The 26,096-nt window shown below is 65.6% G+C and carries 27 protein-coding genes; 11 read left to right on the top strand and 16 right to left on the bottom strand.

The features are described 5' to 3' along the window. Positions 1–15: 15 nt before the first annotated feature. The 3 genes from ubiA to NV382_RS05875 form a co-directional block, all read right to left on the bottom strand. Positions 16–930 (bottom strand): 4-hydroxybenzoate octaprenyltransferase, encoded by a 915-nt coding sequence (gene ubiA / locus NV382_RS05865; protein WP_260599580.1) that lies wholly within the window; start codon positions 928–930, stop codon positions 16–18. 38 nt (positions 931–968) lie between these two features. Beyond that, positions 969–1,661: a hypothetical protein gene (locus NV382_RS05870; RefSeq protein ID WP_260599581.1), complete on the bottom strand. Its 693-nt coding sequence runs from the start codon at positions 1,659–1,661 to the stop codon at positions 969–971. 66 nt (positions 1,662–1,727) lie between these two features. Continuing rightward, entirely contained in the window at positions 1,728–2,204 is a 477-nt protein-coding gene (locus NV382_RS05875) for an ExbD/TolR family protein (protein ID WP_260599582.1), read from the bottom strand. A gap of 569 nt (positions 2,205–2,773) precedes the next feature. Here NV382_RS05875 and NV382_RS05880 point away from each other — a divergent pair. Beyond that, entirely contained in the window at positions 2,774–3,472 is a 699-nt protein-coding gene (locus tag NV382_RS05880) for a DUF6629 family protein (RefSeq protein WP_260599583.1), read from the top strand. A gap of 312 nt (positions 3,473–3,784) precedes the next feature. Here NV382_RS05880 and NV382_RS05885 read toward each other — a convergent pair whose 3' ends face one another. The 5 genes from NV382_RS05885 to NV382_RS05905 all read right to left on the bottom strand — a co-directional run bounded on the left by NV382_RS05885 (position 3,785) and on the right by NV382_RS05905 (position 6,717). Next, entirely contained in the window at positions 3,785–4,603 is an 819-nt protein-coding gene (locus tag NV382_RS05885; RefSeq protein WP_260599584.1) for a hypothetical protein, read from the bottom strand. Next, the gene (locus NV382_RS05890; protein WP_260599585.1) at positions 4,600–5,109 is read right to left on the bottom strand and encodes a Panacea domain-containing protein; all 510 of its coding nucleotides are present in this window, start codon (positions 5,107–5,109) and stop codon (positions 4,600–4,602) included. The genes NV382_RS05885 and NV382_RS05890 overlap by 4 nt, the downstream gene beginning before the upstream one ends. A gap of 77 nt (positions 5,110–5,186) precedes the next feature. Then, positions 5,187–6,242 carry a ribonucleotide-diphosphate reductase subunit beta gene (locus NV382_RS05895; protein WP_260599586.1) on the bottom strand — a complete coding sequence of 352 codons (1,056 nt, stop codon included), beginning with the start codon at positions 6,240–6,242 and terminating at the stop codon, positions 5,187–5,189. A gap of 21 nt (positions 6,243–6,263) precedes the next feature. Next, a complete protein-coding gene (locus tag NV382_RS05900) occupies positions 6,264–6,479 on the bottom strand; it encodes a hypothetical protein (RefSeq protein WP_260599587.1) in 216 nt (71 codons plus the stop codon). 37 nt (positions 6,480–6,516) lie between these two features. Beyond that, positions 6,517–6,717 carry a hypothetical protein gene (locus tag NV382_RS05905; protein WP_260599588.1) on the bottom strand — a complete coding sequence of 67 codons (201 nt, stop codon included), beginning with the start codon at positions 6,715–6,717 and terminating at the stop codon, positions 6,517–6,519. 59 nt (positions 6,718–6,776) lie between these two features. On the opposite strand from NV382_RS05905, the gene NV382_RS05910 reads away from it, so the two are divergent. Next, positions 6,777–7,037, top strand: a complete 261-nt coding sequence (locus tag NV382_RS05910; RefSeq protein WP_260599589.1) for a DUF2171 domain-containing protein — start codon at positions 6,777–6,779, stop codon at positions 7,035–7,037. An 89-nt stretch (positions 7,038–7,126) separates the two neighbouring features. Here the strand turns inward: NV382_RS05910 and NV382_RS05915 are convergent, their stop codons facing one another. Together NV382_RS05915 and NV382_RS05920 are read right to left on the bottom strand one after the other, a co-directional pair. Continuing rightward, positions 7,127–7,537: an SPFH domain-containing protein gene (locus tag NV382_RS05915; protein WP_260599590.1), complete on the bottom strand. Its 411-nt coding sequence runs from the start codon at positions 7,535–7,537 to the stop codon at positions 7,127–7,129. Between the two features lie 23 nt (positions 7,538–7,560). Beyond that, positions 7,561–9,513, bottom strand: coding sequence for a ribonucleoside-diphosphate reductase subunit alpha (locus NV382_RS05920; RefSeq protein WP_260599591.1), 1,953 nt, complete (start codon positions 9,511–9,513; stop codon positions 7,561–7,563). A gap of 467 nt (positions 9,514–9,980) precedes the next feature. Here NV382_RS05920 and NV382_RS05925 point away from each other — a divergent pair, with 467 nt between their 5' ends. After that, positions 9,981–11,258 (top strand): phospholipase D-like domain-containing protein, encoded by a 1,278-nt coding sequence (locus tag NV382_RS05925; protein WP_260599592.1) that lies wholly within the window; start codon positions 9,981–9,983, stop codon positions 11,256–11,258. A 76-nt stretch (positions 11,259–11,334) separates the two neighbouring features. Here NV382_RS05925 and NV382_RS05930 read toward each other — a convergent pair whose 3' ends face one another. Together NV382_RS05930 and NV382_RS05935 are read right to left on the bottom strand one after the other, a co-directional pair. After that, on the bottom strand, positions 11,335–11,466 hold the full coding sequence (locus NV382_RS05930; RefSeq protein WP_260599593.1) for a hypothetical protein: 132 nt from the start codon (positions 11,464–11,466) through the stop codon (positions 11,335–11,337). A 28-nt stretch (positions 11,467–11,494) separates the two neighbouring features. Further along, entirely contained in the window at positions 11,495–11,704 is a 210-nt protein-coding gene (locus tag NV382_RS05935; protein WP_260599594.1) for a hypothetical protein, read from the bottom strand. Positions 11,705–11,783: 79 nt separating this feature from the next. Between NV382_RS05935 and NV382_RS05940 the strand changes: the two genes are divergently transcribed. From NV382_RS05940 to NV382_RS05970, 7 genes are all read left to right on the top strand, one after another. Next, on the top strand, positions 11,784–12,491 hold the full coding sequence (locus NV382_RS05940) for a Crp/Fnr family transcriptional regulator (RefSeq protein ID WP_260599595.1): 708 nt from the start codon (positions 11,784–11,786) through the stop codon (positions 12,489–12,491). A 45-nt stretch (positions 12,492–12,536) separates the two neighbouring features. Next, positions 12,537–12,770, top strand: a complete 234-nt coding sequence (locus NV382_RS05945) for a DUF1272 domain-containing protein (protein ID WP_260599596.1) — start codon at positions 12,537–12,539, stop codon at positions 12,768–12,770. A 279-nt stretch (positions 12,771–13,049) separates the two neighbouring features. Beyond that, positions 13,050–14,498 (top strand): ATP-binding protein, encoded by a 1,449-nt coding sequence (locus NV382_RS05950; protein WP_260599597.1) that lies wholly within the window; start codon positions 13,050–13,052, stop codon positions 14,496–14,498. Between the two features lie 642 nt (positions 14,499–15,140). Next, positions 15,141–15,533 (top strand): hypothetical protein, encoded by a 393-nt coding sequence (locus NV382_RS05955; RefSeq protein ID WP_260599598.1) that lies wholly within the window; start codon positions 15,141–15,143, stop codon positions 15,531–15,533. Between the two features lies 1 nt (position 15,534). Then, complete coding sequence (locus tag NV382_RS05960; RefSeq protein ID WP_260599599.1) at positions 15,535–16,809, top strand: efflux RND transporter periplasmic adaptor subunit; 1,275 nt, start codon at positions 15,535–15,537, stop codon at positions 16,807–16,809. 141 nt (positions 16,810–16,950) lie between these two features. Then, positions 16,951–20,142, top strand: coding sequence for an efflux RND transporter permease subunit (locus NV382_RS05965; protein ID WP_260599600.1), 3,192 nt, complete (start codon positions 16,951–16,953; stop codon positions 20,140–20,142). A 165-nt stretch (positions 20,143–20,307) separates the two neighbouring features. Then, positions 20,308–21,705 carry an efflux transporter outer membrane subunit gene (locus NV382_RS05970; RefSeq protein WP_260599601.1) on the top strand — a complete coding sequence of 466 codons (1,398 nt, stop codon included), beginning with the start codon at positions 20,308–20,310 and terminating at the stop codon, positions 21,703–21,705. Positions 21,706–22,019: 314 nt separating this feature from the next. Here NV382_RS05970 and NV382_RS05975 read toward each other — a convergent pair whose 3' ends face one another. From NV382_RS05975 to NV382_RS05990, 4 genes are read right to left on the bottom strand one after another with little or no spacing between them, the layout of a single operon-like run. Next, positions 22,020–23,498: a PepSY-associated TM helix domain-containing protein gene (locus tag NV382_RS05975; protein WP_260599602.1), complete on the bottom strand. Its 1,479-nt coding sequence runs from the start codon at positions 23,496–23,498 to the stop codon at positions 22,020–22,022. After that, positions 23,498–24,040 (bottom strand): hypothetical protein, encoded by a 543-nt coding sequence (locus tag NV382_RS05980; protein ID WP_260599603.1) that lies wholly within the window; start codon positions 24,038–24,040, stop codon positions 23,498–23,500. Before NV382_RS05980 ends, NV382_RS05975 begins: the two co-directional genes overlap by 1 nt. A 20-nt stretch (positions 24,041–24,060) precedes the next feature. Further along, a complete protein-coding gene (locus NV382_RS05985; protein ID WP_260599604.1) occupies positions 24,061–24,282 on the bottom strand; it encodes a hypothetical protein in 222 nt (73 codons plus the stop codon). A gap of 44 nt (positions 24,283–24,326) precedes the next feature. Then, positions 24,327–25,292, bottom strand: a complete 966-nt coding sequence (locus tag NV382_RS05990; protein ID WP_260599605.1) for an AraC family transcriptional regulator — start codon at positions 25,290–25,292, stop codon at positions 24,327–24,329. Between the two features lie 32 nt (positions 25,293–25,324). Between NV382_RS05990 and NV382_RS05995 the strand changes: the two genes are divergently transcribed. Beyond that, entirely contained in the window at positions 25,325–26,059 is a 735-nt protein-coding gene (locus tag NV382_RS05995; protein ID WP_260599606.1) for an SDR family oxidoreductase, read from the top strand. The last annotated feature ends 37 nt before the right edge of the window (positions 26,060–26,096 follow it).

Consider the following 26,096-nt stretch of genomic DNA (forward strand, 5'->3'; position numbering starts at 1 on the left):
CGCCCGGCCCCAAGGTCAAAGCGTGGATGCCGTCCCGACGACGATACAGGCGGCGAACATCAGCAAGCCGGCGAAACGGTTGCTGCGAAAACGGTGGAGCGCGCCCGCACCGTCGCCGGGCGTCAGCGTCACCACCTGCCAGGCGAGATGGCACGCCAGCGGCACCAAGGCGGCCAGCGCCAACAGGTCGGGCCGGACCAGCCAGAACGCCGCCGCCCATAATGCCAGCGCCACTGCGTAGAACATCCCCACCCCGCCGCGCACCCTGCTGCCCAGCCGCAGCGCGGAGGAGCGCACGCCGATCAGCGCATCGTCCTCGCGGTCCTGCAGCGCGTAGATCGTATCGTAGCCCACCACCCAGGCGATCGACCCGGCATAGAGCAACAGGCCGGGCACGGTCAGTGCACCGGCCACGTCGCTCCACCCGACCAACGCCGCCCAGCTGAACACCAGGCCAAGCCAAGCCTGCGGCCACCAGGTGATGCGCTTCATGAAGGGATAGGCGGCGACCGGCGCCAGGCTCAGCAGCGCCACGATTGCGGCATACAGATGCAGTTGCAGCAGGACGACGAGCCCGATCAGGCACAGCGTTACCAGCCACACCCATGCCGCCTTCAGCGAGACGGCGCCGCTGGCCAGTGGGCGGCTGCGGGTGCGGGCGACCTGGGCGTCGAGATCGCGGTCGACGATGTCGTTATAGACACAGCCGGCGCCGCGCATGGCGATGGCGCCGAGAAGTAGCCAGAGGATCAGGTCCCAGCGCTGGATTGCCCCGCCGGCCAAGGCGACCGCCCAGGCGCCTGGCCAGAACAGCAGCCACCAGCCGATCGGCCGGTCGAACCGGGCGAGCAAGGCGAACGGGCGAAGGCGCGCCGGCAGGGCGGCGACCATGCCGCGATGCTCGGTGTCCGGGGTGATCTCTGCGGGCATGGCACCGGCTTAGCCGAGCCGTGGCCGAGCGACCAGCCTCAGCCCTTGGGCCGCAGCTTCACGTCGATGCTGCGGATGTGCCAGCGTTGCTGCGAGGCGGGTCCGCCGACCCCCTCCACGATGCGGTGCAGTTGCGCAGTACCGAGGCCATAGACCGGCGTGCCGCGCTTCAGCCGGGCGTAGACCTGCACCGGCACGGTCACCCAGCGCTGGCTCATCCCCGCCTCCACCGTGCCCGGCGCGCCGACATTGGCGTGATATTCGCTGTAGGCGTCGAAGCTGGCCGCGAACGCTGCCGCCGACTGGCCCGAATCCTTGCCGTCATGGCCCCACAGGGCCCAGGCCTGGCGGTACTTCTTCTCGCCGAGCAGGGCGTAATAGGTCTGCACGACATTGGCGGCGCCCTGTGCGCTGTCGGCGGCGAAGGGCGCTTCGGAGATCGGCGTGCGATCGTCCGGCAGGCCGCCGGGGGTGCCGGGCGCCGGTGGGTCGAGCGGCGTCAGGGCCGAGTCGTTGCCAGCCGGCGCCTCGCTGGCCGTCGGCGAGGGTGTCGGGTCCGGCACGGGCGTCGCGGCGGTAGCCGGACGCTCGGCGGTCGTGGCGGCGTAATTGTCGATGCTGTCCTGCGCCTGCTCAGCCGCGGCATTGATGTCGACATTGTTGTTGCCGCCGACCGTTTCGGTGCCGGAACAGGCGGCGAGCAACAGCGGTAGCGCGGCGATCAGGCGCATGGGGCCATGTCCTTGGGTGACAAAAGTTGACCGCCCTAACGCAAGTTCGTCGCCACGCGTTCCCCGCTAAATCGCCGCGCGATCCCCGGACGGGACGACCGGCGCCGGGCCCGCGCTGAAATCACGGAAGCGTTCGTTGCCGACGAAACCGAGCCGCGTCACTCCGGCGCGCTTGATCACCGCCAACGTCTGATCGAACCGTTCGTAGCGCGCGGCGGGGGCGGCGCTGATGTGCAGCACGGCATTGTCCTCGCGCAGATAGCCGGCGAGCCGCGCGGGCAGCGCCGCAACTTCGAGCGGTGCGCCATCCCAGCTGAGCCCGCCATCGGCCGCCAGATCGATGCGGTGCACCGCGCGGGTCTCCACCGGGCCGGGCGCCGGCTGCGGCAGATCCACGGGTATCTCGTGGGTCATGATCGGGATGGTGAGGATCATCATCACCAACAGGACGAGCAGCACGTCGATCAGCGGCGTGATGTTCATCTCGGAAAAAGGTGCGGTGTCTTCCTGGGTGCGGCGGAACGTGGTGGAACGGGCAGTCATGGCAACCTCCACTCTGATGCAGCGACACGCTGCGAAGGTGATGTTGTATCATGTTCTTTGGGGCGTCAAGCGGGTTTGGGCAGTGGGCGGTAGCCTTGCCAATGCCGGCCTATCGACAGACAACCGATCGGTTGAACGTCATCGCGGCGGCGGAACGCTCAACCGCTCGGTTCAACGTAGAAACGTCGGTTTTCTGCCAAATCCCGTGCGCGAATGTTGACACTGTTGAGCCAGAAACGTGTTTTCGCGCAAGGCGGCGCCCGCGCCTCTCAACATTGGCGCGCGAGCGTAACGGCACGGCGTACCGTCAGCGAGATCGATAATTGCGACGTGGGTAACGGTCGGGGCACTAGAGTGCATCGCGGGAGCTCCTGTCAGAGCCGAATCATTTAACCGTTCTGGTTCCTGTAGGACAGCACATAATCGCCCCGCAAGAACGTGCGGGCGAAGCGGCCGAGGGTGCCGGTGCGTCGCTTGACCCGGTCAAGGTGCATGTGCAGGATCGTTGCTGGCTATTCCCCGTCCAATAGCGGCATCTGGCGCAACCCACATCCCAGGAAAGTCCCCCCATGTGCTTCTCGGCCACCGCCAGCTTCACCGCTTCGGCCGTGTTGGCGACGATCGGCGTGGCGACGCTGCGCCATGTGCGCGAGCCGCGCGCGTTGCTGTTCGCCTGCGTGCCGCTGCTGTTCGCGGTGCACCAATTCTCCGAAGGGATGGTGTGGCTCGCGCTCGAGGGGCGGCTGGGGCCGACCGCGCGCGATCACCTCGTCTTCCTCTACACGCTCTATGCGATCGGCATCCTGCCGCTGCTGATGCCTGCCGCGGTGGCGCTGATGGAGCCGCCGGGATGGCGGCGCGGCGCGATCCTGGCGCTGTGCGGGGTCGGCGCGCTGGTGTTTGCGTTCAACATGACCGGGCTGGTCGTCGCACCGACCTGCGCCGTGATCGACCAGCATTCGCTCGCCTATAGCAACCCGATCACCAGCAAGTTGTGGGTGTCGCTGCTGTATATCCTGGCGACGTGCGGCGCGCTGCTGCTGTCGACGCACCGCGTGGTGCGCGGATATGGCGTGCTCAACGTGATCGGGCTGACGATCGTGCATCTGGTGAAGGGCTATGCCTTCGCCTCGGTATGGTGCTTCTATGCCGCGGTGCTGAGCATCGTGCTGTACCGGCAGTTCCATCGCCAAGACATCGATGTGGCGACCCCGAACGGGACAAGCGCGCCGCGGCGGCCGTTCGTGCTGTCGTGGTTGCGGGGGTGAGGGCGCTTTCGTTCGGTGGCGGCGAGCGTATATTTAGGCGATGGAATCGATCGTCACTCTGCTGGCAAACTCGCTGAGCAAGGTGGCGCGCGAGAGCCTGGCTATGTGGATTTGGAGAACGCGAAGATCAAACGCGGGCTGGCACACACTCGCGACCGTGTTCGGTGATCCCGTGCGGGCTAGTGGATCAGGACATGGAGATAACGGCTGACAATCGCGCTGAGGCCGACGTGGCTGCTGGTAGACTGGTTAATTATGAAACCGTTAAGCGTGGGATCGCGTCCTTGGTCAACGATGCGCCTTCGCCTGCCCCTAAGAACGGTGACTAGTTTGCCGGCCCGCGTGGCTCAGCGACTTAATGTTTCGGAGGCGGTGAGGGCTGTAGATCCAGTCTCGCTGCTCTGTATCGTCAACGACGACGGCGGGTTGAGGGCCTTTCTTCCGGGTTTTGAGCCAGTCAGCGATTATGGGATACGCCGACTCGCGGGCAGACAGAAATACTTCGAGCTGATTCCGAACTTCAGTATGCGACAACAGGTCGTAGTCTCCGCGGTGCCAGACTTCTGACTTACGCTCGCCGTTAACCTCGGGAAGAAAAACGATCTCCGCATCAGAACTTTCAAAATCAGTAAGCGAGAAGATCGCGTCTTCGAAAATCGTCATTAGCAGTCGTCGCTGATACGTCGTGAGTGGAACGGATTTCCAGCCAAACACAAACACGGGCTTAAGCTGGCCACCTTCGCGAGCAACAAGCGTTGGCTTGACCGGAATAAAGAGATCTCGGCCAATCGGAAATGAAGCGGAGAATTCGCTGTACGTGGGAGTTGCGAGGTATTTCCGATCTTCGGCATAGACGCAAAATGCGTCCACGAAGCCGATGATGGCACTTTTTGAAGGAGAATCTTTGATTTTCCGCGCAGCCTTTTTGGCCTGCTCGCTATCAATCAGACCCAGAACTAGGTCTTTGACTAAGGTGATCCCCTGCGCGTAGCTAACCGTCGGCATGCCTTTGGCAAACTGAACATACGCCTTGAGCGTTTTCACCAACTCCGCAAAGTTGTAGCGCACAAAATTCGGCGCGCCGGGGATTTTGTCAAGTTTTCTGAACAGGGGATCACTATAATCTGTCATTGACGCGCTCCGGGAGAATAGTGCTGAATAATCAACTCATTGCTAATCTTCATTCCAGGATTTGAGTTGCCTTCGTGGCCCCAAACCACATGCCAAGGTCCATCTTGAGCATGAGAAATGGCCCGCAACTGCCCCGCGGTAAATCTCACGTATCTATCGATTAGGTCAAAAATATATCTTTTTTCTTCCAGTCCAAATGTGACATCGGCAGTTTTTACTTCGCCAGAAAAAGGATCGACTTTTGTAGCACGGCTACGAATCGGAGCGTCGTTCCAGCGTTTAAATTCGTGATAAATTTCTCGAAAAACGGGTCCGTGCTGCCAAGCTTCTATTTTCGCGCCAACCAGAGGTTCTCCTTTTTCCAGGAGATAATCACAATGCACAAAGTAGGCTATCTTGTTTAGTGCCATATTTGTGACGTTTAGACCGAGCTCGTCAGCTCGGTCTAAGACCACATTCGCAATTGCTCTCACGTCTAGCATAGGCATCGGCGTGCGAACCCACATGGGCTGTCGTTCCGAATCATTGCAGGATGGCGACTGTTCCACATTTGTTTCTTATCGCGTTCTGGAGGAATGTTCAATTACTCCGCCGCAACCCCCGCCTGCGAAAACATATCCGCACCGGACATCACCTCCTCATTAGCCGCCGGGCCGGCCTTGGCCTTCTGGCGCTTGTCGAAGCCGTCCCACACGTCGTTCCAATTGCCGCGCGTTGCGGCCTTGGAATATTCGGTGGCGCGCTGTTCGAAGAAATTGGCGTGCTCGACGCCGTTGAGCATCGGCGCCAGCCACGGCAGCGGATGTTCGTCGATCATGTAGATCGGCTTCAGGCCCAATTGCCCCAGGCGCCAATCGGCGATGTAGCGGATGTACTTCTTGATCTCCTTGGGGGTCATGCCGTTGACCGGGCCCATCTCGAACGCGAGATCGATGAAATTGTCCTCCAGGTGCACGGTGTGCTGGCACATCTCGCGAATGTCGGACTGAACCGATTTGGTGAAGCAGTTCCGCTCCTTGCAGAAGGCGTGGAACAGCTTGATGATGCCTTCGCAGTGCAAGCTCTCGTCGCGGATCGACCAGGTGACGATCTGGCCCATGCCCTTCATCTTGTTGAAGCGCGGGAAGTTCATCAGCATGGCGAAGCTGGCGAACAGCTGCAGCCCCTCGGTGAAGCCGCCGAACATGGCGAGCGTCTTGGCGATATCCTCGTCGCTGTCGACGCCGAAGGTCTGCAGGTAATCGTGCTTGTCCTTCATCTCGCTATATTCGAGGAAGGCGCCATATTCGCTCTCGGGCATGCCGATCGTGTCGAGCAGATGGCTGTAGGCGGCGATGTGCACCGTCTCCATGTTGCTGAACGCAGCCAGCATCATCTTGATCTCGGTCGGCTTGAAGATGCGGCCGTATTTCTCATGATAGCAATCCTGCACCTCGACGTCCGCCTGGGTGAAGAAGCGGAAGATCTGCGTCAGCAGGTTGCGCTCGTGCTCGGAAAGCTTCTGCGCCCAATCGCGGCAATCCTCGCCCAAGGGCACTTCCTCGGGCATCCAGTGGATCTGCTGCTGGCGCTTCCAGAAATCGAACGCCCAGGGGTATTCGAACGGCTTGTACTGCTTGCGGGCTTCGGTGAGGGACATTGGGGTAAACTCCGGTGAAACTTAGAAAATGAAGGCTAGCAGCAGGCAGGCCAGGCCGATCGCCGTGATGACGATCGCCAGCCGGCGCTGTGCCTGCGGGGTGGGATATTTGGCGGTGATGCGGCCGGCGGCCTCGTCGCGCGCGCGCATCTGCTTGCCGAACACCAGCAGCACGCCGCCGCCGATGAACGCGATCGCGCCGCCCAGGATCATCATGCCGTACAGCAATGTCACCATGTCGGACGCCTCGCCTTGTTCATGGAATGGATGATGCTCATGCCGCACCGCTCCAGCGCCACATCGCGGTGGCCGACATGGCGAGCACGATGCCGAGCGACAATGCCATGATGCCGACCATGCGGAACACATAGACCTTGGCCGGGCCGGCGGGCCGCACGAGCGCGATCAGCAGCACCACGCCGGTGACGGCGAACAGCACCGCGACCGTGTACATGATGACGATCTGCCAGCTCATGCGACCAACTCGCCTGTCGTGCGTTCAGATGCCGCAACCGTAACGAAGGAGCTGTTACCATGGCCGATCTGAGTGCAATTCAGGAACATATGGAAGTCATCGGCGCGGACGGCGTGCATGTCGGCACCGTCGACCATGTCGAGGGCGACCGCATCAAGCTGACCAAGAAGGATTCGGGCGCGCAGGTCAACGAAGGCACCGGCACGCACGAGGGGCATCACCATTACATCTCGGGCGGCCTGGTCGCCGAGGTCGAGGGCGACAAGGTCCGCCTGAGCGCGAATGCCGACGTCGCGATCGGCCTGGAAGAAGAGGCCTAAGCCCTTCTCACCTGCCGAACGCAAAGCCCCGGTCCGCACCCTGCGGGCCGGGGTTTTTGCTGTCAGGGAGGATCGCATCGAAGGCATGATCAGCGATCGACCACAGGTGGGTCGGTCGCAAGACGCCGGGCCTCGGTAACCGGCAACCCGGCCTCCGTCGGCACGTAGATCAACGTAGCACGGCTCGATTCCAGCGCTTGAATCTGAAGATAACGTAGATAGCCTTCGGGGCCGCCGAGACTGTTCTGCAATATCGCATTAGCCTGCGCAGCACCGCGCGCTCGCGTCACTTCCGCCTCCGCGAGCGCAACGGCACTTTCCTTCTTCGCGCGCGCTTCCAGAATGGCGACCTGCCGCGAGGATTGCGCCTCGGCCAGCGCCGCCTCGCCTGCCAGCCGTTGCGAATAGACGCGGTATTGCGGGTAAGCGAACATGGCGAGCAGCAGCAACACCACGCCGACGATCACCGCAATCGCTGTGCAGCCCGATTTCTGGTCCATGTCAGGCCCCTATCAGCCGCCGGCTACTGACACGCCAGGCATTCATCGTAATCGGTCGTTTCGAACTCGTACTTGGGCTTGTCGATCGTGTTGTCGTTCTCGACGCCACCGGCAAAGCCTGCGCGCTGCACGCTCTTCGAACGCAGATAGTAAAGCGACTTGATGCCCAGTTCCCAGGCGCGGAAGTGGAGCATGAGCAGGTCCCATTTCTCGACATCGGCCGGGATGAACAGGTTCAGCGACTGCGCCTGATCGATATAGGGCGTGCGATCGCCGGCCAGCTCGAGCAGCCAGCGCTGGTCGATCTCGAAGCTGGTCTTGTAGCAATCCTTTTCCTCGATGCTGAGGAAATCGAGATGCTGTACCGAGCCGCCCTGCTCCAGGATCGAATTCCATACCGCATCGCTGTTCTTCGACTTTTCGATCAGCAATTTCTCGAGATACGGGTTCTTGATCGAGAACGAGCCGCTGAGCGTCTTGTGCGTGTAGATGTTGGCCGGGATCGGCTCGATGCACGCGCTGGTGCCGCCGCAGATGATGCTGATAGACGCGGTTGGCGCGATCGCCATCTTGCAGCTGAAGCGTTCCATCACGCCCATGTCGGCAGCATCCGGGCAGGGCCCGCGTTCCACCGCGAGTTGCATCGACGCTTCGTCGACCTGGCCCTTGATGTGCTTGAACATGCGCAGGTTCCACGATTTGGCCATCGCGCCTTCGAAGGCGAGGCCGCGGGCCTGCAGGAAGGAGTGGAAGCCCATCACGCCCAGGCCGACCGAGCGCTCGCGCGCCGCGCTATAGGCCGCACGCTCCATGCCGGGTTCGGCACGGTCGATATAATCCTGCAGCACGTTGTCGAGGAAGCGCATCACGTCCTCGATAAAGCCCTTCTGGTCCTTCCACTGGTCCCAGGTTTCGAGGTTCAGCGACGACAGGCAGCAGACCGCCGTGCGCTCGTTGCCGAGATGGTCCTTGCCGGTCGGCAGCGTGATCTCGCTGCACAGGTTCGAGGTCGAGACCTTGAGGCCGAGATCGCGGTGATGCTTGGGCATCGCCTTGTTCACGTGATCGGCGAACACGATGTACGGCTCACCGGTGGCGAGACGGGTCTCGACCAGCTTCTGGAACAGGCTGCGGGCATCGACGCGGCCACGCTCGGACTGGTCCTTGGGGCTGCGCAGCACCCATTCGTCGCCCGCACGCACCGCTTCCATGAACGCATCGGTCAGCAGCACGCCGTGATGCAGGTTGAGCGCCTTGCGGTTGAAATCGCCCGAGGGCTTCCGGATCTCGAGGAACTCCTCGATCTCGGGGTGCGACACGTCGAGATAGCAGGCGGCCGAGCCGCGGCGCAACGAACCCTGGCTGATTGCCAGCGTCAGCGAATCCATCACGCGCACGAACGGGATGATGCCGCTGGTCTTGCCATTGAGGCCGACCGGCTCGCCGATGCCGCGGACATTGCCCCAATAGGTGCCGATCCCGCCGCCACGCGAGGCGAGCCAGACATTCTCGTTCCAGGTGTCGACGATGCCGTTCAGGCTGTCGGGCACCGAATTGAGGTAGCAGCTGATCGGCAGGCCGCGCCCGGTGCCGCCGTTCGACAGCACCGGCGTCGCGGGCATGAACCACAATTGCGAGATCGCGTCGTACAGGCGCTGCGCATGCGCGGCATCGTCGGCATAGGCAGAGGCCACGCGGACGAACAGATCCTGGTAGCGCTCGCCCGGCAGCAGATAGCGGTCGGTCAGCGTATCCTTGCCGAAATCGGTGAGCAGCGCGTCACGCGAATGATCGACCTCGACCGGATAGAGCTGCGCCTTCACTTCCTTGGAATCGCTGCGCGCTTCCAGCTTGCGATCGACATCGGTCGCTTCGGCCTTGATCCCAGCGGTCACCGCAGCATCCGCGCTCATGACCGTGTCCCGCACCATCGTTTCCATTGCTGCGTCCGCTCCCTGGCTGTCGCTGAAATCCATTACATCCGTTCCTCAATCTGCTGCCCGCACAACCGGTCTGCGACCGATCCCCGACGGGGCACATGCCCCCAAAAAAAATCATCAGGCCCCATGTCGACCGGGGTAGAACAAAGCGGGACCGTCGCACGACCAACCGGCGCTTGCAACGCCTTCATACTATATGGCGACGAAGCCCTTGTTCTACCAGCATTGGGGTCAGGCCCCATGCTCGACCCCCACAGATTGTGCCCAAAGCACTTGCCTTGCAAGACGGTAATTCGCCCGCCCATTCCATCGTCGGGTCGCATCACCCCTCGCTGGCTCGGCCGGCGGCCCGCGACGCGCGCTCAAAGCTGGCATCGGCAAAACGCAAGTATCGAAGTGCCGTGAAGCAAATAAATATCGCGCCGGCCGGCGCACCGATCGGCGCCCTCGCCGCCCTTCCACAACGGGCAACATGGGTTGCCACATCCGCCAGGGTAGCGGTGGTGCGGGTGCGTTATCAAATGCGCCGCATGCTCAAGAACATGCCGGGCGGGTCGTCGTGGCGCCGCTCCACAAAAAGACCATCCCGCTTATGGATTGCCGTTCCCGCCATCGCCGGGATCGCATCGGTCACGACGCTGGCGCTGATCGCACAGCCGGAACAGGAAGTGGGTGGCGGCACCGCCGAGCCGACGATCGGCCAGGTCTATTTCGGCGGCCCCGACAAGCCGGCCGGCGTGCTGCGCGATCTGCTGCTGGCCAAGGTGCGCGCGACACCGCCCGGCCAATCGATCGACTGGGCGACCTATTACTTCCTCGATAGCGAGCTCGCGCAGGCGCTGATCGACGCCAGCCGCCGTGGCGTGAAGGTACGGCTGGTGGTGGAAGGCGATCCGCGCCTGGCCGGGGCGAATAGCGGCGTGCTGGCGATGCTCCGCCAGGCGGGGCTCAGCAACGGCCTGACGATCCGACGCGAACTGCCGGCGCCGCTCGATGCGCTCAGCGGCAAGCTCCACGCCAAGATCTACGCCTTCTCCTGGCCGCGCCCGGTCGCGCTGGTCGGCTCCTTCAACCCGTCGGGCGGCGTGGACGACGACAGCGCCGCGATCGTGCGCGAGATCGGCGATCAGGATCGCGGCCACAATGTGCTGGTGGAAATCACCGGCCGCGGGCTGGTCGAGGCGCTGGTGACCCATGTCGCCGACCTGGCGCGCGACGGCGGTGCGATCAGCCGCTTCGGCATGACGCAGAACCGGGTCGTGCGCGATCGCGACACGCAGCTCTTTTTCTATCCCCGCCTGCACACCGACATCGTCGAGGAGGAACTGGATGGGCTCGGGGCCGGCGACCGGCTATGGGCCGCGATCTCGCACCTTAAAGGCAAAGCGGTGGCGGCGCTGGAGGGGGCGGCACGACGCGGTGCGGCCATCCATTTGGTCGTGCACGACACCGAACGCCGCGTGCCGCAGGACGCGGTCGACCGGCTGACCGCGCAAGGGGTAGAGATTCGGCGCTATCGGCATGCCGACGGCCTGCCGATGCACGACAAGATCTTCGTCATCGAACGGCGCGATCATTGGATCAGCTATTTCGGCAGCCTCAATTTCAACCGCAATTCGCGCTTCCTGAACGACGAGGTGCTGGTGCGCTCGACCAACGCGCCGCTGGCGCTGGCGTTGCTCAAGCGGTTTGCCGATATCGATCGTGAGTTGGACCGGCAGCAGGTCATCGCCGAGCCCGCAATCCGGTCGTTGGGCGGCAAGGTACGCGCGGCGCGATAGCGCTTGGGGTCATTCGTGGGAGGCGCACAAAGCGATTGGCAGCGCATCGCACAACAAGCCGTCACCCCGGACTTGTTCAGGGGTCCACCGATCCGAAAGTACCATCGTCATCCTGAACTTGTTTCAGGATCCAGGCGCGGTCGGCGACCACAAAGACGGTGTCCATGAGGCGAATGACCGCGCCTGGATGCTGAAACGAGTTCAGCATGACGGTACTTGCTTGGACGGGTAAGGCTTTAAGCTCCCACCGACCGGCCGCTGCCTCCGTCCGACACCTCGCCCGACGTCTGCGCCTCCGCCTCCTCGGCGGCGCGCGCGAGCGCCTTTGCCGAGGCGTCGGCGGCGGCTGGCGTCATCGACAAGGCCAGCCCGCCGGGTCCGTCCAGCAGCACCAGGCCCTGCTCGGCGGTGGCCCCGATCGGGGTATCGTACGGCGGGTGCGACATTTTCTGTTCCCAAGCTACTTATGGGTGTACGGGTCGGCCAACGCGCACATGGGGCGGCGCGTTCCAGAACGGGGGATTGATGATTACGCGTCTGTTCCTGCTAACGCATCGCACGCCGGTGCTGACGGCCGAGGATGCGGCCGCATTCGAAGCGGCCGCCGGACGCACGCAGGAATTCGACGCCAAGCGCGTAATCGTGCGCGAGAACGTGCCGCTGACGCAGTGCACGCTGTTGCTGGATGGCTTTATCGAGCGTTTCAAGGACATGCCGGACGGGCGGCGGCAGATCCTGGCGATCCACATCCCCGGCGACTTCGTCGACCTGCACAGCTATCCGCTGAAACGGCTGGAGCATTCGGTCGCCGCGCTCACCCCGGTGAAGGTCGCCATCTTCCCGCATGCCGACGTGCGCGGACTGACCGAACGATCCGCGACACTGACGGAATTGCTGTGGCGATCGACGATGATCGATGCGGCGATCAACCGCGAATGGATCGCCTCGATCGGTGCGCGCGGCGCGGCGGTGCGGCTGGCGCATCTGTTCTGTGAGATGTTCATCCGGCTCGGCCGGGTCGGCCTGACGCGCGACCTGGAATTCGACTTTCCGGTGACACAGGTGGATCTCGCCGATGCCACCGGGCTGACCGCGGTCCATGCCAACCGCATGCTGCGCAAGCTGCGCGAAGACGGGCTGCTGGAATTCCGCCAAGGCGTAGTGCGGATCCTCGACTGGCCGGCGCTGCAGCGCTTCGGCGAGTTCGACGCCAATTATCTGTTCATCGACTGAAACGGCCGCGAGACGCGCCGGCGCCGGCGCGCTAAAGGTACCGGCATGTTGGAAATGCGCCCCGATTGCGAACGCTGCGGCGTCGATCTGCCCGCCGACGATGCCGGTGCCTTCATCTGCTCGTTCGAGTGCACCTTCTGTGCCGAATGCGCCGACGCGCTGGACGAGCGTTGCCCCAATTGCGGTGGCGAGTTGCTCGACCGGCCGGCCCGAGTGGACGACGCGCTCGTTCGCCACCCCGCCGCCACGCAGCGCCGCTTCGGGCAGGGCACGGCCTGATCTAGGCGCGAAGGGGGTCCGTTCGATCCATCATCGTCACCCCGGACTTGTTCCGGGGGCCACCGTGCCGCACTCTCTGCCTTCAAGTCGGAGTCCCGGGGGGACAAGCCGCTGGGTGGACCCCGGAACAAGTCCGGGGTGACGGTCTTGGCTGATGCGAAACCGCCCAACCTATGACTAGCCGGTGGGGAAACCGCTGCGATGCCGCTGCCGCCGCCAAACCGCCCCCCACGCGGCTTATCCCTTTCCCTGTCGCCGCGCATCGGCCACAGGGAAAGCATGACGGTACGCGTGGACATGGGGATGGATTCGGGCGGCAGCCCGGTGTCCATGGACCTGGAGGAGCTGCTCGCCACGCGGCTGCTGGTGCAGGGCAATTCCGGCTCCGGCAAATCGCACCTGCTCCGGCGGCTGCTCGAACGCAGCGCCGGGCATGTGCAGCAGATCATCATCGATCCCGAGGGCGATTTCGTGACGCTCGCCGGCCCGTACGGCCACGTTGTGGTCGAGGCGGTGAATTATTCGCTGGTCGAGATCGTGCGCTTCGCCAGCCGCCTGCGCGAGGCGCGCGCCTCGGTGGTGCTCGACCTCGAAGGCCTCGATGCCGAGGGACAGATGCGCTGCGCCGCGGCTTTCCTGGGCGCGTTGTTCGATGCCCCGCGCGAGCATTGGTACCCGGCGCTGGTGGTGGTGGACGAGGCGCAGGTGTTCGCGCCGTCGGTCGGCGGCGATGTCGCCGAGGATGCGCGCAAGGCGTCGCTGGCGGCGATGACCAACCTGATGTGCCGCGGGCGCAAGCGCGGCTTGGCCGGCGTGATCGCCACGCAGCGGCTGGCCAAGCTTGCCAAGAACGTCGCGGCCGAAGCGTCCAACTTCCTGATGGGCCGCACCTTCCTCGACATCGACATGGCACGCGCGGCCGACCTGCTCGGCATGGAGCGCCGCCAGGCCGAGCAGATCCGCGATCTCGACCGCGGCACGTTCCTAGCGCTGGGGCCGGCCGTGTCGCGCCGTCCGGTCGCGATCCGCATCGGTGCGGTCGACACGTCCGCGCGCAGCAGCAGCCCGGTGCTCACCCCGCTGCCCACAAGCGGGCGCGACATGCAGCAGATGCTGTTCGCCGAAGTCGAGCAGCCGCAATTCATCATGCCCGCCGCCGCGCCCAAGGCGGCGCCGGTCGACCGCGTGCTGCAGGATATCGAGCAGAACGATGCCGAGCCCGCGCCACCGCCGCCCGATGCCGAGCCCGTCGATCATAGCGAGGTGGTGGCCGATGTGCTGCGCGCGATCGTGGCCGACGCGGAATCGGCGACGCGATCGGCGGCGGTGCTGTTCCAGGATTTCCAGGTGCGCTGCCGGATGGTGGGCGTGCAGCGCTCGCCGCTCGATCTGTCGGCCTTTGCCCGGCGGCTGGCGGCGGCGCGCGCCGGCATCTTCGATGGTCTGGAGGCGGAATGGGCGCCGGTGATCGAGACCGCGCAGGACCTGCCCGACGACATGCTGGGCGCGTTCCTGCTGATCGCGCGCGCGGCGCGCGACGGCGATCCCTGCCCGAGTGACGAGGACGTGGCGCGCATCTACGGCACCAGCTCGCTCGGCCGCGCGCGGCGCGTGATGAGCTATATCGAGGGGCGCAACATGTTCGTGACGCGCATCGACCTGTCGGGCAAACGATCGATCACCATTCCGGGGCTGGGCTGGACCACGCAGCCCGCCGAGGCGGCTTGAGTTCACGGTCCGGCTGTTTGAGCTAGCTAGCCATCATTTTGCGCAAAGCGGGTGCCGCTGCCGTCACCCCGGACTTGTTCCGGGGTCCACCCTGCCGCACGCTTTGCCCTTGGTGAGTGTGTCGCCTGGACATTCACCACCACGTCATCCCCGCGCAGGCGGGGTCGATAAGCTCGGGCGTCAGGGCTTCAGTCGCGAAGCAAGCCAGTATGGATCCCCGCCTGCGCGGGGATGACGAACTAGGCGCGAACGAGATAACCGCCGAACACGTCGGGGCTGACAGCGTGATTCGGGACGCGCGACAATGCAAACTTCACCCCTTGCCATAAAAACTACCGCCCGTTACACAATGGTGGTTGACGCGCCGCAGCATCGTTTTATATACCGCTCAGTACGGAAGCCAGGTCCTGATGTGGATGCGGCAGCAGCCAGGGGAATGGCGCCGATGAGTGTAACGCCAAGCTAAAGCAATCGCGGCCGGCAACGCCCGCCGCCTCCAATTTTCAGCGACGCTCGGGAGTCAGTGCAGAGGCATTGTCCGGCAAGCGATCGATCTCGCCTTTTCGATCGGCGGCAACGCGCGGACCCTGTCCGCGGGAACCCTTCCGCTCGCTTACTCACTTCGCACGAAGGGGAAACCCCATGGCCTATCTCGATCTCGACAACATGTTCCCGGCACCTTTGGGCAGCCGCGGCACCACCCCTGCCCCGGCCCCCGGCCCGTCGGGCTTCACCGCGCTCGAATGGAGCGTCATTGCGCTCGCCAAGAACGACACGATCGGCAGCCTGGCGACGCCGGGCCGCGTGTCGCGCGCGCTGGGTGGCGTGTTCGGGCTGAGCACCGCGTCGCGGCTCGCCGATCCCAAGCTGGAAGCGCTGCGCCGCATGGCGGTTCACGCCTGGCGCCGGGGCTTCGCGCTGCCGATGGCGGAGATCAATCGCTTCATCGCGGCGGGCTTTGGCGAGGCGCAGATGGAGACGCTGGTCGCTAGCGTCACTGGCCTGCGCGTGGCGGCGAATGGCCGGAGCGCGTAACATGAACATGGTCACGCCGATCGACGCCGAGACGGCGCACGCCGAACCCTTGCGCGAGCGCGTCTCCCGCATGCCGCGCTGGCAGCGCACCACGGCCATCCTGCTTCCCGTCGCGCTGCTCGGGGTGGTCGGCTACAAGGTGTTCGATTCGGACCCCGCCGTCGCCGCTGCGCCGCCGCCCGCCAACGTCACCGTGGCCAGCCCGCTGGTGCGCCAGGTCAGCGAATGGGACGATTATGTCGGCCGCTTCGCGCCGAGCCGCGCGGTCGAGATCCGTCCGCGTGTCGCCGGTGAAGTGACCGGCGTGCATTTCCGCGATGGGGACATCGTGCGCGCCGGGCAATTGCTGTTCACGATCGACAACCGTCCCTTCGCCGCGGCGCTGGCCGAGGCCCGCGCCAATGTCGCCAGTGCGGCGAGCGCGCTGGCGCTCGCCCGCACCGATCTCGGCCGGGCGCAACGCCTGGTCGCCGACGAAGCGGTCTCCGCCGGCGAGGTCGACGCACTGCGTGGTCGCGTGCAGGCGGCGGTCGCGGCACTTGCCGCCGCCAATGCCCGCGTCCGGGCGCGGGCGCTCGACGTATCGTTCACGCAGGTCCGCGCGCCGATCGGCGGGCGCATCTCGGATCGCCGTGTCGACGCCGGCAACCAGGTGGCTGGCGGCGAAGGCACCGGCGGCACGGTGCTGACCACGATCAACGCGCTCGACCCGATCTACTTCAACTTCGACGGCTCCGAGGCACTGTACCTGAAGACGCAACGCGCGCGTCAGCCTGGTGCCGCGCCCGCCGCGGTCGAGATCCAGTTGCAGGACGAGGCGGAGCATCGCTGGAAGGGCCGGCTCGACTTTACCGACAACGGGCTCGACCAGCGCTCCGGCACGATCCGCGGCCGTGCGGTGCTGGCCAATCCGGGTTACTTCCTGACGCCCGGCATGTTCGGCAACATGCGGCTGGCAAGTGCCGGCACCAAGCCCGCTCTGCTGATCCCGGACGATGCGATCCAGACCGATCAGGCACGCAAGGTCGTGCTGGTCGTGGACGGCAAGAACGTCGTCTCGCAAAAGCCGGTCGAGTTGGGGCCAGTGGTCAGCGGGTTGCGGGTGATCCGCGCCGGACTGACACCGAGCGATCGAATCGTCATCACCGGCACGCAGTTGGCGATGCCGGGGGCGACAGTGGCACCCAAAGCCGGGCGGATCACCGCGCAAGCGGCGGGCGCTGCACCGACGGTCGCACCGCCGATTGCCGGCGAGGCGACGATCGCCTCGCGCTGACCGCACCATGAAGGCCCCGTCATCCTGACGCACGTCAGGATCCAGGGTTTCGACACGATACCGCTGCTTGGCTCTGGGTCCTGACGTTCGTCAGGATGACAGGTTGGGTGAGCTGCGTCCTTTTTCCAAGGAAAAATCCCCATGCGCTTCTCGCGCTTCTTCATCACCCGGCCGATCTTTGCCGCGGTCATTGCGGCGGTGATCACGATCATCGGTGCGATCGCCTATTTCGCGCTGCCGATCTCGCAATATCCCGATATCGTCCCGCCGACGGTGACGGTCACCGCCAGCTATCCCGGGGCCTCGGCCGAGACCGTCGCCGAGACCGTCGCGGCGCCGATCGAGCAGGAAATCAACGGCGTCGACGACATGCTGTACCAGTCGTCGCAATCGACCGGCGACGGCAACGTCACGATCACCGTCACCTTCAAATCGGGCACCGATCTGGATGCCGCGCAGGTGCTGGTGCAGAACCGCGTCGCGGTCGCGATCCCGCGCCTGCCGGAGGAAGTGCAGCGGCTCGGCGTCGTCACGCGCAAGACCTCCCCGGACTTCCTGATGGTCGTGAACCTGATCTCACCCGACAATTCGATCGATCGCAGCTACATCTCGAACTACGCGCTGACCCAGGTCAAGGATCGCCTGGCGCGCATCGACGGCGTGGGCGACGTGCGGATGTTCGGCGCACGCGATTATGCGATGCGGGTGTGGATCGATCCCGGCCGCGCCGCGTCGCTCGACTTGACGGCCGGCGAAATCGTCCAGGCGTTGCGCGCACAGAATATCCAGGTCGCCGCCGGATCGCTCGGCCAGCCGGGCTCGACGCCCAGCGGCAACGCCTTCCAGCTCAACATCGAGACGCAGGGCCGCCTCAAGACGCCGAGCGAGTTCGGCGACGTGGTCATCCGCACCGATCCCGACGGTCGCCAGGTCCGCGTGAGCGACGTGGCGCGCGTCGAATTGGGCGCCGCCGATTATTCCTCGAACACCTATCTGTCGAACCAGCCGACGGTGATCCTTGCCGCCTTCCAGCGCCCGGGCTCCAACGCGCTGGCCGCCGCGCAGGCGGTCGAGCACGAGATGGACACGATCTCGAAGACCTTCCCCAAGGGCCTCGAATATCGCGTGATCTACAATCCGACCGAGTTCATCGCCCAGTCGATCGACGCGGTCTATCACACGCTGGGCGAGGCGATCCTGCTCGTCGTGCTCGTCGTCATCGTCTTCCTGCAGAAATGGCGCGCGGCGATCATTCCGGTGGTCGCGATCCCCGTCTCGCTGATCGGCACGATGGCGGTGCTGCTGCCGCTCGGCTACTCGCTCAACAACCTGTCTTTGTTCGGCCTGGTGTTGGCGATCGGCATCGTCGTCGACGACGCGATCGTCGTGGTCGAGAATGTCGAGCGCAACCTCTCCCGCGGCATGACGCCGCTGCAGGCGGCGCAGACGTCGATGAACGAAGTGTCGGGCGCATTGGTCGCGATCGTGCTGGTGCTGCTCGCGGTGTTCCTGCCGACCTTGTTCCTCAACGGGCTGTCGGGTGCCTTCTACAAGCAGTTCGCGGTGACCATCTCGGTCGCCACCGCAATCTCGCTGCTCATCTCGCTCACGCTGTCGCCGGCGCTCGCCGCCTTGCTGCTGAAGGAGCATGATGGCCCGGCCAAGGGTCGCTTCGGCCGGATCACCAAGCGCGGTGCCGACTGGTTCAACCATGGTTTCGAACGGCTGAGCGACCGCTATTCCAAGCTGACCCGCGCTCTGGTCGTGCGGCCCAAGCGCATGATGGTGACCTATGCCGGGCTGATCGCCGCGACGATCGGCATGTTCTGGGTGACCCCGGTGGGCTTCATCCCGGCACAGGACCAGGGCTATTTCCTGACCGTGATCCAGCTGCCGCCGGGCTCGTCGCTCGAGCGCACCGATGAAGTGATGCGCAAGGTCGTCGCGCGCATCCTGCCGATCAAGGGCGTGAAGGGCTCGGTCATGCTGGCCGGCTTCGACGGCCCGTCGCAGACGCTCGCGCCCAATAGCGCCGCAGCCTACGTTCCCCTGATGTCGTTCGAGGAACGCGCGAAGCTCGGCGTCACTTATGCCGGGATCATGAACGAGGCGCGTACCCGCACCGCCGACATCAACGAGGCGATGTTGCTGGTGGTGCCACCGCCGCTCATCCAGGGCATCGGCTCGGCCGGCGGCTATCGGATGATGGTGCAGGATCGCGGCGAGCATGGCTATGCCGAGCTCGGCAAGACCGCCTTCGGTCTGATCGGCGAGGCCAACAAGACGCCCGGCCTCAGCCAGATCTATACCTTCTTCAACACCGCCACGCCGCGCGTCTTTGCCGATATCGACCGGCGCAAGGCGAACCTGCTCGGCATCCCGCCGGAGCGCGTGTTCGAGGCGCTCAACGTCTATCTCGGCTCGACCTTCGTCAACGACTTCAACATGCTCGGCCGCACCTACCGCGTCACCGCGCAGGCGGACACGCAGTTCCGATCGAGCGAGGCGGATATCGCCAACCTCAAGACCCGGTCGAACTCGGGCGCGATGGTGCCGATCGGATCGGTGTCGACCTTCGAGAACAAGACCGGCCCGTACCGCGTGACGCGCTACAATCTGTTCCCGGCCGTGGAGGTCGATGGCGATACCGCGCCGGGCTACAGCTCCGGCCGCTCGCTGGACACGATGGACCAGCTCGCGAGCAAATTGCCCGCCGGTTATAGCGGGGAATGGACCGGCATTGCCTTCCAGCAGAAGATGGCCGGCAGCACCGCCGGGCTGGTCTTCGGACTGGCGGTCCTGTTCGTCTTCCTCGTGCTGGCGGCGCAATATGAAAGCCTGACGATGCCGCTGGCGATCATCCTGATCGTGCCGATGTGCCTGCTCGCCGCGATGGCGGGGGTGAACCTCAGGGGCATGGACAACAATGTCCTCACCCAGATCGGCTTGGTCGTGCTGATCGCGCTGGCTGCCAAGAACGCGATCCTCGTGGTCGAATTCGCCAAGCAGGGCGAGGATGAGGATGGATTGTCGCCGGTCGATGCGGCGGTCCGCGCCGCGCGCGACCGCCTGCGGCCGATCCTGATGACCTCGTTCGCGTTCATCCTGGGTGCCGTGCCGCTGCTGATCGCGACCGGCGCGGGTGCCGAGCTTCGCCAGGCGCTCGGCACCGCGGTGTTCTTCGGGATGGTCGGCGTCACCGGCTTTGGGCTGCTCTTCACGCCGACCTTCTACGTCGTCGCCCGGGGGCTGGCCAAAAGGTTCGAGCGTCGTGCGCCGGAGACAGCACACGCCGCGCCGCACGCCGGGCCCCATCCCCAGCCAGCCGAATAGGCCCTGCTGATGGCACTCCACCAAACGTCATCCCCGCGCAGGCGGGGATCCATAGCCTCAGCCGTCCGGCCAAGAAGCGCGACGTCAGCCACTATGGATTCCTGCCTGCGCGGGAATGACGGCGAAATTGGCCGCAATGGCCCGATCACCAACAGGACACACAGCATGAAGTCCCTCCTGCTCGCCAGTCTCTCCGCGCTGACGCTTGCCGCCTGCGCCGCCGGGCCGAACTATGTCGCGCCGATCACCCCACCCACGGCCGCCGCTCCGTTCGTCACCGCCAACGCTGCGACCGTGACCAGCCCGGCGGACGACAGCTGGTGGCGGATGTATAACGATCCGGTGCTCGACGGCCTAGTACGCGATGCGCTGGCCGCCAATACCGACATCCGGGTGGCGGTGGCGCGGCTCGATCGCGCCCGCGCATCGTTGCGCGGCGCACGCAGCGATCGCGAGCCGCAAGTGAATATCGGCGCGAGCGGCAGTTATGGCCGCACCTCGCAACTCCAGTCGTTCCAGGGCATCGACCGCGAACGCGCGACCTATGATGCCGCGCTGGACGTGAGCTACGAAGTCGATCTCGCCGGCCGCGTGCGCCGCAATATCGAGGCCGCACGTGGCGATGTCGGCGCGGCGCAAGCGGATGCCGATGCGGTGCGCGTGGCGATCGTCGCCGACACCACCCGCGCCTATGTCGATGCCGCCTCGGCCGCCGAGCGCCAGGCGGTGGCCGAACGCATCGTCGATCTGCTCGGCAAGTCGGCGACGCTGACGAACAAGCGAGTCGAGGCCGGACGTGCCGCGAAATTCGATTATGTGCGCATCGCCACGTTGCGCGACCAGCGCGCGGCACTCGTGCCGGCGATCGCGGCCGAGCGTCAGGCGGCGCTGTTTCGCCTGGCCACGCTGACCGGACGCACGCCGCAGGAGCTGCCGACGGTGGCAGCGGCGCGCACGACCACGCCGCGACTCGTCCGTCCGATCCCGGTCGGCGACGGCGCCGCATTGCTTGCCCGCCGTCCGGACATTCGCGCGGCCGAACGCCGCCTGGCCGCCGCCACCGCGCGGATCGGTGTCGCGACCTCCGAACTCTATCCGCAGATTTCGCTCGGCGGTTCGATCGGCTCGACCGCGGCCAATCTGGGCGACGTGTTCACCGGCGGTGCGGTCCGCTGGCTGCTCGGGCCGCTGCTCAACTGGTCGGTCAACCAGTCCGCCGCGCGCGCGCGCATCGCCGCCAGCGAAGCCGACACGCGCGGCGCACTCGCCAGGTTCGACGGCCAGATCCTCACCGCGCTCGAGGAGACCGAGACCGCGCTGTCGACCTATGCGCGCGAACTCGACCGCCGCACGCAATTGCAATCGGCGCGCGACAATGCCGCGATCGCCGCGCGCATCACCCGCGCCCGTCAGCGCGAGGGGCAGATCGACTTTCTCGACGTGCTGGATGCCGAACGCACCTTTGCCGATACCGACGCCGATCTGGCGACGGCGGACGCGCGCATCGCCGACGCGCAGATCGACCTGTTCCGGGCGCTGGGCGGCGGCTGGCAGGCCGGCTGAGGGTTGGATGAGCTGATACCGACCGGTTCATGTCGGGCGATGGCGAGGCGCGGGCTGGGTGCAGGTGTCTCGACTTCGCTCGACACGAACGGACGGGATTTACCAAGTCAGCGCGCCAAGGTCCGGATCTGACGTAGCGCCACCCCCCGTTCGTCCTGAGTAGCCATCGAGTAGCCCGCAGGGCGTATCGAGAGGGCGTATCGCAGGACACGCGCCCGCGCGCTCCAAGGTGCTTCGATACGAGCCCTTGATACGCGCTTCGCGCTACTCGGTCTCCACTCAGCACGAACGGGTACAGGTGAAGTCGGTCAACTCTAGCTGGAAGGCCGGGAACCAGCGCCTGCCTCCCGGCCCTCACCCGCCTGGAACCGCCGCAACACGACCAGCGACAACAGCGCCCCCAGCACCATCACGGCATCCAGGGCCAATATCGCCGGCGCAGCCGGCCGCAGGATGATCGCGTGGCCCAGTCCGGTTGCGATCAGGCAGGCGAGCAACACAGTGCGCAATTGCTCGGGCACGATCCACAGCGGTCGTGCAACCGCCACCGCCAAGCCGGCCGCGAGCAACCCCCAGAACGCCGCTACCAAGAACGCATCCGGGCCAGCCACGCCGCGCAGCCATGCGGTCCAGACCAGCGCCAGCGGCGTCCCCCAGATCACCACCGCCCAGCACGCCTCCAGCCGATCGCTGCCCATGCCGCGCCGCCGCCGCTTGCCCAGCCACAAGGTCGTGCCGGTCGAGGTGATCACGCACAGCGCCAGGCCGAGCAGCAGATAGGCGATCTCGACCGGCAGCCCGCCGAAATTGCCGAAATGCAGGTTGTAGGTCGAGGCGGCGAACTGCTGGCCCCACGGCCCGTTGGTCAGACCGACCGGACCTTGCCAGCGGCCCGCCGCATCGAAGCGATAATCCTCGCCATAGACCAGCCGCCGCGGCAGTGCCGCCAGGATCTGGATATGCTGCCCGCGCGTGCCGGGATCGTGGACGATGACATAGGTCGGCATGGCCGCCGGCACGCGCGCGTGCAGCGTCGCCAGTGCCGTGGCGATGTTCGCCAGCGGCGCAGCATTGGCGTCCGGCATGCCCTCCGGGCCATAGATCGGGGCGTAGATCTTTTCGAGATTGCCGCCGGTATAGGCCTTGGCCAACACGCTATAGCCCACGCCGCTCAGTCCGATGAACGCCCCGGTCAGCGTGACCGCGAGCGCGAAGGGCAACGTCCACACGCCGAGCCGGTTGTGCCAGTCGGCGCGCGCGATCTGCGGATCGTGCCGGGTGCGCAGCCAGAAGGCGTCGCGCAGGATGCGCGGATGCGCGAGCACGCCGGTGATGAGCAACGCGGCCAGCGCCACGCCCAGCGCGCCGACCAGCAACATCCCCCAGGTCGCCGGCAGGTGCAGATATTCGTGCAGTCCGATGACCATTTCGGTCCAGCTATGCGCCTCGCGTCCGGCCACGCGACCCTGCCCGTCGACATACCAGCCGCCATGGTCGGTGGTCGCAACCGCACGTGGCAGGTCCGCATTCGGCATGCGGAGATAGAGGTGCGTCGTGCGCGGCTTGCCCGCGTCTTGGGCGATCGCCGCCGCTACTCCCGCCTGCGCCGCGCTGGGCGTCAGCGCGGTCACCTCAGCGATGGTCGGCTGTTCCCAGCGCTGCCAGCGATCGTGGATCACCACGACCGCGCCGGTCAGCGAGACGATGTAGAGCAACGCGCCGGCGAGCAGCCCGATCGCGGCATGGCCGCCGAGCGCACGCTGCACCAGGGTCTGGGGTTGGGGAGCGGGCATCAGGACAGGCTCCACAGGATCGTGCCGAGAATGGCTGCGCCGGCGGGCGGCGCGATCATCCGCATCGCCGTGGCGCGCGTCATCTGCCACGCCATCAGCACGCCCCATAGCACAGGCTGGAGGAACAGCGTCAGCGCGAGCGCATCCGCCTCGCCAGCGCCGGCCCGACGCGCCAGCGCCTGCATGCCGAAAGTGAGCCACTGCGCCGCCACGAAGCCGATCGGGACGACGAGCACGAATACGAACAATCTCCGGGCGATGTCGGCCGGCCGATGCGGCAGCGTGATCGAGGGTATGGTACGCGCGGGCCGGCGCACCTTGACGGGTGAGCGCCATCCGGTGTGCAGCACGAGGGCGATCGCGACGGCCATGCCGGCCACCGCACCCACCGCCACCCCCCATGCGCCATCGTTCGCCGCCAGCAGGAACAGCCCGCCGACGCCCAATGCCCAGCCGAGAGGCGCGACGCCACGGCGGCCCGACCAGCCGAGCCGCACCAACAGCATCGCGGCCATGATCGTGACGAGCCCCAGGATGATCACGCCAGCGCCCCCGCCGCGGATCAGTACCGCACGCTGATCGTGGCGAGCGCGGTGCGCGGGGCGCCGTAATAGCCGTTGCTGCCATCGGTCTGCACGCCCGTCACGACGATATCGTCGATCGCCGGCTCTTCCCTGCCGCCTTGCGTGTCGGCGGCGCGCTGCGGATCGGTCACCGCCGGCGGTGCAGATGGTGTGGTAGAAGCCGCCGCGGCCGCAGCCAGCAACGCGATGATCGCAGTCATGGTGAGTGTCTCCCTGAGCGGGGGCACTACTCCGTGATCAATCGTTATTGCAAGTCATTATCGATAAGTCGCCTCAAGGCCTGTGGGGATGAGTCGAAGGCGCGGCGAAAGGCATGCCCGAACGCACTTTGCGAGGTGTAGCCGATCCTGTCCGCTATGCTGGCAACCGTCCCGTCGCCGCGGGTCAGCGCTGCGCGGGCGAGCGTGAGACGCCAAGCGCGGACATAGGAGAGCGGCGGTTGCCCGACGCGACGGGTGAACTCGGCGGAAAATGCCGCGCGCGACATGCCCGCCAGGGCGGCAAGTTCTGCCACCGTCCAGGGGCGCGCGACATCGTCGTGGATCGCTCGCAGTGCCCGGCCGATACGAGCGTCGGACAGTGCGGCAAGCCACCCGATGTCAGGGGCATCGGGGCGGCCGGCATAAGCGCGGATCGCCTCCACCAGCAGCACATCGGCAAGCCTGGCCCCCACGATCTCGCTGCCCATCTTGCCGCGATCCGATTCGCCATTGATCAGGCCGAGAATGGTCGCGACCGCCTCGGCCGATGGCGACGATCGAGGAACGATCATGAACGGCGGCAGCATGTCGAGCAGGAAGTCTGCGCTGCCGGCACCGAACGTGACGGTGCCGCCGATCCCGATCGTGTCGTCACCCCCAATGCGCGCGACGTCACTGTCCCTATACAGCTCCTGCCCATCGATCGGGTTCTCGGCGGGGTCGCTCGCAATGGCATAAGCGGACCGGCCGAGCACGCACACATCGCCCTCGTTCATCAGATGAGGCGCGCAGCCGGGAAGCATCATCCACTGACTGCCGCGCAGCAGGGCCACGAACTTCAGCCGCTCTATCGCCGGAAAGGCAAAGGCCCAGCGCCCCGACGCCTCGATCCTGGTCCGCCGCGTGACCCGTGCGCCGAGAACGTCCAGCACGTCGGACAGTGGATCGATGGCGGTTTTGGACGATCGCGACAATTTCATAGACGGTGTACCATAGAGTATCTCGGTCACCCCGCCCATCTCCTGTGTCGAGGAGAATGACGATGGGTATCGAAGGCAAAATTGTCGCCATCACCGGCGCAAGCAGTGGAATTGGCCGCGCGACCGCGGCGCTGCTGGCCGGACGCGGCGCGTTCGTCGTGCTGGGCGCGCGCCGCCAGGATGCGCTGGCTGAAGTGGTGGAGGCGATCACCGCTGGCGGCGGGAAGGCCGTGTCCAAGGTGACCGACGTGCGCCGGCGCGACGATCTCGAAGCGCTGGTCGCGCTCGCGGTGGAACAAGGCGGTCGGCTCGATGTCATCATCAACTGCGCCGGGATCGGGCCGATCTCCCGTCTGGACGCACTGGACGTCGAAGGCTGGGACGCCATGATCGACGTGAACCTGCGGGGCACGCTTTACGGCATCGCCGCTGCCCTGCCCGTCTTCGCGCGCCAAGCGAGCGGACATGTGATCAACGTCATTTCGACGGCCGGCATCAAGATGGTGCCGACGATGGGAGTCTATGCCGCCACCAAGAATGCCGTTCGCACGGTGACGGAGATACTGAGGCAGGAGGCAGGACCGCACCTGCGCGTGACCGAAGTGTCCCCGGGAATGATCGCCACGAATTTCGGCGACAGCATCACCGACCAGCCGACCAAGACGATGATCGAGGGGCAGATCGGCGCGATCGCCATCCCGCCCGATGCGATTGCGCGCGGGATCCTCTATGCGATCGAGCAGCCGCCCGAAGTGGATGTCGGCAGCATCGTGATCCGTCCGACCGCGCAAGGCTGAACGACGCGCTGCCGAGCAAAGCGCCGGCCGCCTGAAC

The sequence above is a fragment of the Sphingomonas endolithica genome, assembly GCF_025231525.1.
Taxonomy (GTDB): Bacteria; Pseudomonadota; Alphaproteobacteria; order Sphingomonadales; family Sphingomonadaceae; genus Sphingomonas; species Sphingomonas endolithica.

Excerpts from the sequence above, each read along its gene's own strand:
- NV382_RS05895 (WP_260599586.1), bottom strand. The coding sequence starts at position 6,242 with ATGTCCCTCACCGAAGCCCGCAAGCAGTACAAGCCGTTCGAATACCCC.
- NV382_RS05975 (WP_260599602.1), bottom strand. The coding sequence starts at position 23,498 with ATGCCCGCTCCCCAACCCCAGACCCTGGTGCAGCGTGCGCTCGGCGGC.
- NV382_RS05985 (WP_260599604.1), bottom strand. The coding sequence starts at position 24,282 with ATGACTGCGATCATCGCGTTGCTGGCTGCGGCCGCGGCGGCTTCTACC.
- NV382_RS05940 (WP_260599595.1), top strand. The coding sequence starts at position 11,784 with ATGATTACGCGTCTGTTCCTGCTAACGCATCGCACGCCGGTGCTGACG.
- NV382_RS05995 (WP_260599606.1), top strand. The coding sequence starts at position 25,325 with ATGGGTATCGAAGGCAAAATTGTCGCCATCACCGGCGCAAGCAGTGGA.
- NV382_RS05890 (WP_260599585.1), bottom strand. The coding sequence starts at position 5,109 with ATGTGGGTTCGCACGCCGATGCCTATGCTAGACGTGAGAGCAATTGCG.
- NV382_RS05965 (WP_260599600.1), top strand. The coding sequence starts at position 16,951 with ATGCGCTTCTCGCGCTTCTTCATCACCCGGCCGATCTTTGCCGCGGTC.
- NV382_RS05970 (WP_260599601.1), top strand. The coding sequence starts at position 20,308 with ATGAAGTCCCTCCTGCTCGCCAGTCTCTCCGCGCTGACGCTTGCCGCC.
- NV382_RS05950 (WP_260599597.1), top strand. The coding sequence starts at position 13,050 with ATGACGGTACGCGTGGACATGGGGATGGATTCGGGCGGCAGCCCGGTG.
- NV382_RS05915 (WP_260599590.1), bottom strand. The coding sequence starts at position 7,537 with ATGGACCAGAAATCGGGCTGCACAGCGATTGCGGTGATCGTCGGCGTG.
- NV382_RS05955 (WP_260599598.1), top strand. The coding sequence starts at position 15,141 with ATGGCCTATCTCGATCTCGACAACATGTTCCCGGCACCTTTGGGCAGC.
- NV382_RS05960 (WP_260599599.1), top strand. The coding sequence starts at position 15,535 with ATGAACATGGTCACGCCGATCGACGCCGAGACGGCGCACGCCGAACCC.
- NV382_RS05935 (WP_260599594.1), bottom strand. The coding sequence starts at position 11,704 with ATGTCGCACCCGCCGTACGATACCCCGATCGGGGCCACCGCCGAGCAG.
- NV382_RS05930 (WP_260599593.1), bottom strand. The coding sequence starts at position 11,466 with ATGCTGAACTCGTTTCAGCATCCAGGCGCGGTCATTCGCCTCATGGAC.
- NV382_RS05880 (WP_260599583.1), top strand. The coding sequence starts at position 2,774 with ATGTGCTTCTCGGCCACCGCCAGCTTCACCGCTTCGGCCGTGTTGGCG.
- NV382_RS05910 (WP_260599589.1), top strand. The coding sequence starts at position 6,777 with ATGGCCGATCTGAGTGCAATTCAGGAACATATGGAAGTCATCGGCGCG.
- NV382_RS05920 (WP_260599591.1), bottom strand. The coding sequence starts at position 9,513 with ATGGATTTCAGCGACAGCCAGGGAGCGGACGCAGCAATGGAAACGATG.
- ubiA (WP_260599580.1), bottom strand. The coding sequence starts at position 930 with ATGCCCGCAGAGATCACCCCGGACACCGAGCATCGCGGCATGGTCGCC.
- NV382_RS05900 (WP_260599587.1), bottom strand. The coding sequence starts at position 6,479 with ATGGTGACATTGCTGTACGGCATGATGATCCTGGGCGGCGCGATCGCG.
- NV382_RS05885 (WP_260599584.1), bottom strand. The coding sequence starts at position 4,603 with ATGACAGATTATAGTGATCCCCTGTTCAGAAAACTTGACAAAATCCCC.
- NV382_RS05870 (WP_260599581.1), bottom strand. The coding sequence starts at position 1,661 with ATGCGCCTGATCGCCGCGCTACCGCTGTTGCTCGCCGCCTGTTCCGGC.
- NV382_RS05875 (WP_260599582.1), bottom strand. The coding sequence starts at position 2,204 with ATGACTGCCCGTTCCACCACGTTCCGCCGCACCCAGGAAGACACCGCA.
- NV382_RS05945 (WP_260599596.1), top strand. The coding sequence starts at position 12,537 with ATGTTGGAAATGCGCCCCGATTGCGAACGCTGCGGCGTCGATCTGCCC.
- NV382_RS05905 (WP_260599588.1), bottom strand. The coding sequence starts at position 6,717 with ATGAGCTGGCAGATCGTCATCATGTACACGGTCGCGGTGCTGTTCGCC.